Source organism: Streptomyces sp. NPDC046303 (assembly GCF_055588085.1).
Genome location: NZ_JBVJFA010000023.1, coordinates 74,159 through 81,876 on the forward strand (window position 1 = coordinate 74,159; position 7,718 = coordinate 81,876).

Sequence of the window (7,718 nt, forward strand, 5' to 3'; positions counted from 1 at the left end):
TTCTCGTGTCTTCGGGTGCGGGACCGGCCGGGTCAGCCGGGGCCGGCCGCGGTGACCGGGCCGGCGGTCGCGGCTACAGCGACCGCTCGGCCGCGGTGCCGGCCAGTTCGTGCAGCGCGGACCGCGCCTCCGCGGGCATCGGTACGGTGTCCAGCGCGCCGGTGGCCCGGACGATGCGCTCGCGGATCATGTCCTCGACCTGCTGCCGGGCTCCGCACCGCTCCATCAACTCGCGCACCGAGGCGGCCTCCTCGCTGCCCAGTTCCGGGTTGCCGACCAGCTTGGCGAGCAGCCGGCGCTCGTCCGGGTCGGCCGCCGCCACCGTCAGCGCGAGCAGCGCGGTGGGTTTGGCGTCCCGCAGGTCGTCGAGGTTCGACTTGCCGGTCCTGGCCGGGTCGCCGAAGGTGCCCAGCAGGTCGTCGCGCAGCTGGAAGGCCTCGCCGAGCGGAAGTCCGTACGCCGAGAAGGCGTCCATGAGGGCCCCGGAGCCGCCGCCGAGGGTGGCACCCAGGTGCAGCGGCCGCTCCACCGTGTACTTGGCCGTCTTGTAGCGGGCCACCTCCAGGGACTCCGCCACCTGCGGTTCACGGCCCGGCTCGGCGTCGGTGCGCAGGACCTCCAGGAACTCGCCCGCCATCGTCTCGCGGAGCAGGGTGGACCAGAGCGGAACGGTTCGGGCGAGGTAGGCCCCGGGCAGCCCGCAGGAGGTGAAGACCTGGCCCGCGTATCCCATCAGCAGATCGCCGAGGATCATCGCGAGGGCGGTGGAGCGCCGCCCGGCCGCGGCGAACGCGGCGTGCGCCGTGGGCTGCCCGTGCCGCGTCAGGCTCTCGTCGATGATGTCGTCGTGGGTGCAGGCCGCCGCGTGCACGAGCTCCATCGCGGCCGCCGCCCGGATCACCCCCTCGCAGTCGGGCTGCCCCGCCGCCCGCCACCCCCAGTACAGGAACGCGGCCCGGATGCGCTTCCCGCGCGCCAGCGAGCGGCGCAACTGATCGGACAGCGGCGTGAGTTCGGCGTGCAGGCCGAGGAGGGCCCGCTCCTCCTCGTCCGCCAGCCGGACCAGCACCTCGTCGATGCGCTCCTTGAAGCCGGTGTGGTCATGCACAGGGGCGGCCCTCGGAGGCGACGCGCTCGGCGGCCCGCCGGGCCATGGTCTCGAGGTAGTTCTCGTTGCCCACACCCGCCCTGCGGGTGGCCAGTTCCCCGCGTTTGCGCAGCTCCACCACCCCATCGGTGAGCAGCTCCCGCAGATCGGAGCGGCGCATCACCTGCTGCGCCCGGTCGGCGGACTGCCGCAGCTGGTCGAGGGCCAGATCGGCCACCCCGGCGGCGAGCAGCGTCAGCAGCTCCAGGGGTGCGGTGGCCGGGGAGGCGTGCGCGGACCGTTCCTGCTGCGGCCCGTCCTGCTGCACCCGTTCCTGCGCGGAGTGCTCGTGTTCGGTCTGGGACATGTTCGGTGAACTCCCGGTCGCGTCCTGCCGTCATGGCATCGGAAGGGGCGACCTCCGGATCGCTCCGGTGGCCGCCCCTGATCGTTTCCGGGCCAGTGAACCCAGTGGCGCTCCCGCCGGGCGATCCGCGGGGCGGGTTCTCCCTCGCACGAGTACCGAGATTCCCACGGGAGGGTGACGATCACCGTACGAGGTGATCGTCACCGCAGCGGTGGTGTACGTCAGCCGGCCGCCGGGAGGAACGCGGCGATCCCGGACGCGAGCGCGTGCGGATCACCGCTCGGCCCGGCCGGATGCCGGGTGGTGCGCCGGGCCCACTCCTCTTCGAAGGCGTGCCAGTCGATCGCCCGCGGCGCGGTCCGCCCGACCAGCGCCTCCTCCAGGGAGCCGAAGTACGCCTCCCACCGCCGTGCGTACAACTCCGAGACGAGGCCGCTCCATTCGCGGTTCGCGTAGTCGTGCAGGAAGCCGCCCTCGCTCGTACCGCGGCGCCCCCACACGCTCAGGATCGAGCGTGCGTCGTACTCGTACCGGTCCTGTTCGGCCGGGTCGGCGCCCCACGAGCGCGCACCGGAGAGCCACCTGCCGAGCAGGAAGTTCGGGTCGGAGCCGGTGACCGCGTCCAACTTCCGTTCCGCGTCCCGCCATTCGGCGGTCAGCGCGCGGAAGCGGGCCAGGTCCTCGGCCTCGTACGCCGCCTTGATCTTCGGGAGCAGCACCCGCGAGTGGTTGGCGAGCGCCTGCCGGGCGGTGTCCACCAGGTCGAAGCGGTAGGCGCTGGAACCGCGTAGCCGCGGATCCACCCGGAGCAGGTGGTCCAGCGCCCGCCGGACCGAACCGGCCGGATAGCGCATGGACTTGGGGCTCCAGTACGCCGCTCCCGCCGCGGTCAGGCTCGGCCGGGCGGTGAACAGGCTGTCCTGCGACTCCGACCACAGCCCCGACGAGGTGCTGTACGGCCCCTTGCGCAGCTCCTCCCAGGCCGCGGCGGCCTCGGCGTCGGGCCGGCCGTAGCGGCGGGCCGCGAAGCCGGCGAACCACTGCCGGTGGTCGACCGGACCCGGCTCCCAGGCCAGGTCGGTGAAGAGGTCGAAGGCGGCCGGATTGGTGCCGGTGGCCTCCGGCAGGTAGGCGATCCCGGCGAGGGCGCTGTTGGCCTTCGCCCGCCAGGGCCCGAACCGCTCGAGCCACACGGAGGTGTTCGCGCCGATCGTGGTGTGTCCGCCGAAGTTGTAGATGGTGCCCATCGCGTACGGGGCGCCGCCCCAGCGGGCCTCCCGGTCGAGCCGGTTGTAGCGGTCCGACAGCCCGTCCAGGATCAGGAGCTTCGAGGTGTCCACCCCGGCGAGGAGCTCCGGGGTCGGGTCCTCCTGCCAGCCCAGCACCGCCCACAGCGCGCCGGGGTGGGCGGCGTGCAGGGCGGCCTGGATGGCCCCGGCGGCGGACTTCACGTCGACCGGGCCCGTCTGGCCGCCCTCGTGCAGCGGGCTCATCCGGTACATGGTGCTGTCCCCGAACACCGCGCGCTGCTCGGCGTAGTACGCGGCGGCCAGCTTCCCGAACGCCGGTGAGGCCGGGTCCAGCCAGTCCGGGCGGTCGAAGCCCGCCCAGTCGCCCTGCGGCACGGTGACGGACCCCGGATTCCGGGCGGCGAACCCCGGCGGCACGGTGCCGAAGTAGCCGGGCAGTACGGGGGTCATGCCGAGCCCGCGCAGCTGTTCGGCGATCCGCCCGCCCAGGTCGGCGCGCTCCCGCATCAGCCGCTCGGAGACCGGCCCGCCGAAGCCGCTCAGGTTCTGCAGCAGCCACCAGCTCTGGTGGCCGGGGCCGGGCACCCACGCGCGCAGCTCCTCGGCGGAGTAGCCGAAGCGCTGGAGCGCCTGGTAGTACGGGTACTCGGCGCCGACCTGCACGAACACCTCGTTGATGCCGTGGAGGGCGAGCAGGTCGATCTGGCGCTGGTGCTCCTCGAACGTGCGGTACGGGCCGGAGTACCCGTCGTCGGTGTCGTTGAGGGCGTACCGGTGGGGCACGAGCGCGCTGCGCGTGACCGGAGCGGGCACGCCCGGGAGTCGGGCGGGCAGCATGCCGATGCTGTCCCCGGGCCAGCCGATGTCCGCCCCGGCGACGTGCTGGAGGTACCAGCCGACACCGGTCAGCAGGGTGCCTCCGGTGCTGCCGCGGACGGTGATCGCACCCGGCGTCCCGGAGACGGTGAAGGTGTCGGCCGCGGCGGCCGGCTCGGGCACCAGGGTGAACTGCCCGGCGTGGCGTGGCAGCAGCCGCTCCAGGGCGGCCCGCGCGGGCGCGGTGTCAAAGGTGGCGGGGCGCGGGGCCTGGCCGCGCGGGGGCGCGGCGGGGCGTGGCTGCGCGGGCCCCTCTGCCCGTACGTCGGCCTGTACGCCGGCCCGTGCGGCCGATCCGGCCCCCGGGGCGGGCGCCGCCGCACCGAGCAGCGCGAGCAGCACGGCGGGCACGGCGCCGAACGCGACCGCCCGGGGGAGTACCGGACGCCGGGTCCTGTCCGCACGCGGAGCCGCGCGGAAGGTTCCGGCGCCGGGCGGGGTTCCGGAGTCGGGCAGGGGTGCGTGCGGCGGCGTGTGGTTCGGTTGCGTCATCTTCGGCCCCGTCAGACCGGGAGGGCCCAGGCCTGGTCGACCCGGTGCTCTTCGCACGGAGCCAGCCGGAGCCGCTCGGCCGGGGCGTCCGGGGTGGCGGCCGCGGCGGGAGCCGTCAGGCACCTGCCGCTCGCTTCCTCGACGAGGGCCCCGTCGCGCCGGTGCGCCCAGGTCTGACCGGGCTGCTGCTCCTCGGCGGGCGCGCAGCGGGCCAGCTCCACCCGGTCGTCCTCACCGGCCGACAGGCACTTGCCGGCCAGCCGCAGGCTCGCGTCGTGGCCCAGGACCCACCGCTGGTCGGGTGCCCCGGTGCACGCACCGAGCACGACCGCCCCGACCCCCGTGGTGTTGGCCCCGTCGGCGCACTTGGCGCCGTTCCCGACGATCTGCCCGGTCGGCACCGCCTCGGCGCACCCGCGCGGGGTGAGCCGCCAGACCCCGGTGTCGTGGGAGCCGACGCGCCCGGTCAACGTGTCGGACACCTCCCGGCGTTCCCCGGTCCACAGGTCCTGCGCGTCCGCCGTGCACGAGGGCAGCCCGATCTCGTCGAGCGGCACGTTGATGTCCCGTGCGGCGCCCGAGCGGTTGAGCACGGCCACCGCCCGGTCGCCGTTCGCGAGGGGCCGGACGAGGATCTCGAAGGTGGCGTTGGAGGAGACCACCGCGCCCTGGCGGCCCATGGGGTCCTGGTCCAGGGCGATCAGCCGGGTGTTGCCGAGGGCGTCGAGCCCTTCGGGGCTGATCTTGGAGACCTCGGAGGACAGGATGAACGGGGACGCCATCATGGCCCACAGGGCGACCTGGCTGCGGCTCTCGGCCGCGCTGAGGCCGGGCGCGCCCGCGATGAGGAAGTCCGGGTCGTTCCAGTTGCCGGGGCCCGCGTACCGGCCCAGCCAGCGGTTGTACCCGTAGTTGCCCAGCACCGAGCTCCACCGGGAGGCGGCCGGGCTGGCCGGCTTGTACACCGCGATGTCCCGGCCCTCGCGCCACAGCTGACCGGTCTCGCCCACCCAGCCGAGGACCTTGTGCCAGTCGGAGCCGCCCCACTCGCCCTGCTGGAAGTAGGCGGGCGCGGAGGCCGACAGCACCATGTCACGGCCGCTCGCGCGCAGGGCTGCGGCGACGGCGTGGTAGGCGTCCCGGTAGGCCTGCTCCTTCGTCTTGCCCTCCGGCACCCAGAGGTTGCAGCCGTCCATCTTGACGTAGTCCACCTTCCAGGAGGCGAACTGCCGGGCGTCCTGCGCGTAGTGGTCCGCGCCACCGCCCTCGGGTGCGCCGCTTCCCGGATACTTCTCGCAGGTGAGCGAGCCGGCGTCCTGGTAGATGCCGAACTTCAGCCCCTTGGCGTGCAGATAGTCGCCGAGCCAGGCCATGCCGTGCGGGAACTTCGCGGTGTCGACGACCAGCGCGCCCTGCGCGTCGCGGCTCTTCGTCATCCAGCAGTCGTCGACGGTCACCGTGTCGTAGCCCTTGGCGGCGAGCCCGGTGGACACGAGGGCGTCGGCGTTCGCGACCACCGTGGCCTCGTCGATGTCGCACATGTAGTGCGCCCAGTTGTTCCAGCCCATGGGCGGGGTGAGGGCGAGGGGGGTGTCCGACGTGGCCGTGGGGTCGGCGCCCGCGGGAGCGGGGGAGAGCGCCAGGGCGAACAGGGCGGCCGCGGTCAGACAGGGGAGCGAGGCGCGCAGGCGAAGCGGCACGGAGTCTCCTTGACGTGGGAGCGGGCAGTCGTGCGCTCAGTGCAGCGAGGCGGCTACTCCCTGTCAACGAAAGTCGGCTGATATCCGCCATTGACCAGCAATATGGCCGCAACCGATGTCACACCAAAGAGGTCATGAGACAGCGCGGACGGTCGTGATACGCCGTATGTTACGGTGTATCTCATGCCGAGGAGATCAACCGCCCTGGACCAGGCCACCCCCGAGGCGATCGCCGTCGCCGCCCTCCGCCTCCTCGACGAGGAGGGGCCGGCCGCCCTGAGCTTCCGCGCCCTCGCCGACCGGCTCGGCGTCTCCCACGCCACCGTCCAGCGCCGCTGCGCCGACCTCGCCGGCCTGCTGGACCTGTGCACCGAGCACCTGGCCGCGCAGCTGCCGGACATCGCCCCCGGAACCGACTGGGCCGACGCCTGCGAACAGCGGTTCGGCGCGCTGTACCGGCTGCTCACCGCCCACCCCGGGCTGCTCGTCCTGCGCGGGGGCCGGCCCTGGCTCGGGCGGCAGCTGCTCGCCCGCCTCGTCGAACCCGCCCTCGCCGACAGCGTGGCCGCGGGGATGACCGCCGCCGAGGCGATGACCGTCTACCGCCGCATGTACCTGCTCACCCTGGGCAGCGCGGCCTTCGTGGACCACCGGGATCCGGCCGCGGCCACCGCCGCCTCCCGGGCGGCCCTCGCCGCGCTGGACCCCGAGCGGTTCCCCGTGCTCTCCGCCGGGCTGGCCGACGTACTGCCGGCGCTGACGGACCACGAGGTGTACTACGGCGCCCTGCGCCAGCTGATCGAGGCCGCCCGGCCCGCCCGGCCCGCCCGGCCCGCCCGGCCCACCCGGCCCACCACCTGATGGGGAGACCTGCCATGGAACAGCAGCTCGACTACGCCGCCGTACGCGCGGCCGCCGACCGGATCGCCGGATCGGTACGCCCCGTCACCGTGGCCCCCGCGGCCGAAGGGGTCTGGTACGCCCTGGAACACCTCCAGCACACCGGCTCCTTCAAGGCCCGCGGTGCGCGCAACTTCCTCGCCGCCCACCACCGGGCCGGCACCCTCCCCGCCGCCGGGGTCACCATCGCCTCCGGCGGCAACGCGGGGCTCGCCTGCGCCTGGGCGGCCCGCGGCCAGGCCGTGCCGGCGACGGTGTTCCTGCCCGCCAACGCCCCCCGGGTGAAGGTGGAACGGCTGCGCGGGTACGGGGCCGAGGTGCGGCTCGTCGGAGACCGGTATGCCGAAGCGCTGGCCGCCTGCGAGGAGTTCGCCGCCGCCACCGGGGCCCTCAGCAGCCACGCCTACGACCACCCGCTCATCGCGGCGGGTGCCGGAACACTCCTCGACGAGATCCGGGCCGCGCTGCCCGGACTGGACGCCGTGGTCGTCGCGGTCGGCGGCGGCGGACTGTTCGCCGGGGTCGCCACCGCCGCGCGCGAACACGGCGTACGGGTGATCGCCGCCGAGCCGGAGAACTGCCGCGCCCTGAACGCGGCCCTGGCGGCGGGCCGCCCGGTGGACGTCGCCGTGGACTCCGTCGCCGCCGACTCCCTCGGGGCCACCCGGGTCTCGGCGGACGCGCTCACCGCCGCGCAGCACGGAACCGTACGCTCGGTCCTCGTCCCGGACGCGGCGATCACGGCCGCCCGGCGGGCGCTCTGGGAGGAGCACCGGATCGTGGTCGAGGCGGGCGCGGCCACCGCCCTGGCGGCCCAGCGCGGCGCGTCCGAGCCGCTGGGCGAACGCGTCGCCGTCGTCCTCTGCGGGGCCAACACGGACCCCGGCGACCTGGCGCTGCCGTGACGCGCGGTGCCCGACCCTCCGGGCCCGACCCTCCGGGCCCGGCCTTCCGGGCCCGGCCTTCCGGGCCCGGCCTTCCGGGCCCGGCCTTCCGGGCCCGGCCTTCCGGGCCCGGCCTTCCGGGCCCGGCCTTCCGGGCCCGGC

Annotated in this window: 6 protein-coding genes; 2 read left to right on the top strand and 4 right to left on the bottom strand. The window is 74.7% G+C overall.

Annotation, left to right across the window (positions count from 1 at the left end; genetic code table 11):
* Positions 1-73: 73 nt before the first annotated feature.
* From ACZ6I1_RS23640 to ACZ6I1_RS23655, 4 genes are all read right to left on the bottom strand, one after another.
* Positions 74-1,108, bottom strand: coding sequence for a polyprenyl synthetase family protein (locus ACZ6I1_RS23640; RefSeq protein WP_469290203.1), 1,035 nt, complete (start codon positions 1,106-1,108; stop codon positions 74-76).
* Complete coding sequence (locus ACZ6I1_RS23645) at positions 1,101-1,454, bottom strand: hypothetical protein (protein WP_469290205.1); 354 nt, start codon at positions 1,452-1,454, stop codon at positions 1,101-1,103. The genes ACZ6I1_RS23640 and ACZ6I1_RS23645 overlap by 8 nt, the downstream gene beginning before the upstream one ends.
* A 221-nt stretch (positions 1,455-1,675) precedes the next feature.
* Positions 1,676-4,072 (bottom strand): alpha-N-acetylglucosaminidase, encoded by a 2,397-nt coding sequence (locus ACZ6I1_RS23650; protein ID WP_469290207.1) that lies wholly within the window; start codon positions 4,070-4,072, stop codon positions 1,676-1,678.
* Positions 4,073-4,083: 11 nt separating this feature from the next.
* Entirely contained in the window at positions 4,084-5,772 is a 1,689-nt protein-coding gene (locus ACZ6I1_RS23655) for a ricin-type beta-trefoil lectin domain protein (RefSeq protein ID WP_469290209.1), read from the bottom strand.
* Between the two features lie 183 nt (positions 5,773-5,955).
* Between ACZ6I1_RS23655 and ACZ6I1_RS23660 the strand changes: the two genes are divergently transcribed.
* Together ACZ6I1_RS23660 and ACZ6I1_RS23665 are read left to right on the top strand one after the other, a co-directional pair.
* Positions 5,956-6,633: a TetR/AcrR family transcriptional regulator gene (locus ACZ6I1_RS23660; protein ID WP_469290211.1), complete on the top strand. Its 678-nt coding sequence runs from the start codon at positions 5,956-5,958 to the stop codon at positions 6,631-6,633.
* Between the two features lie 14 nt (positions 6,634-6,647).
* On the top strand, positions 6,648-7,577 hold the full coding sequence (locus ACZ6I1_RS23665; RefSeq protein WP_469290213.1) for a serine/threonine dehydratase: 930 nt from the start codon (positions 6,648-6,650) through the stop codon (positions 7,575-7,577).
* Positions 7,578-7,718 lie beyond the last annotated feature (141 nt).

Bases quoted from the DNA above. Each gene is read 5' to 3' on its own strand.
- ACZ6I1_RS23665 (WP_469290213.1), top strand. From the start codon at position 6,648: ATGGAACAGCAGCTCGACTACGCCGCCGTACGCGCGGCCGCCGACCGG.
- ACZ6I1_RS23645 (WP_469290205.1), bottom strand. From the start codon at position 1,454: ATGTCCCAGACCGAACACGAGCACTCCGCGCAGGAACGGGTGCAGCAG.
- ACZ6I1_RS23660 (WP_469290211.1), top strand. From the start codon at position 5,956: ATGCCGAGGAGATCAACCGCCCTGGACCAGGCCACCCCCGAGGCGATC.
- ACZ6I1_RS23650 (WP_469290207.1), bottom strand. From the start codon at position 4,072: ATGACGCAACCGAACCACACGCCGCCGCACGCACCCCTGCCCGACTCC.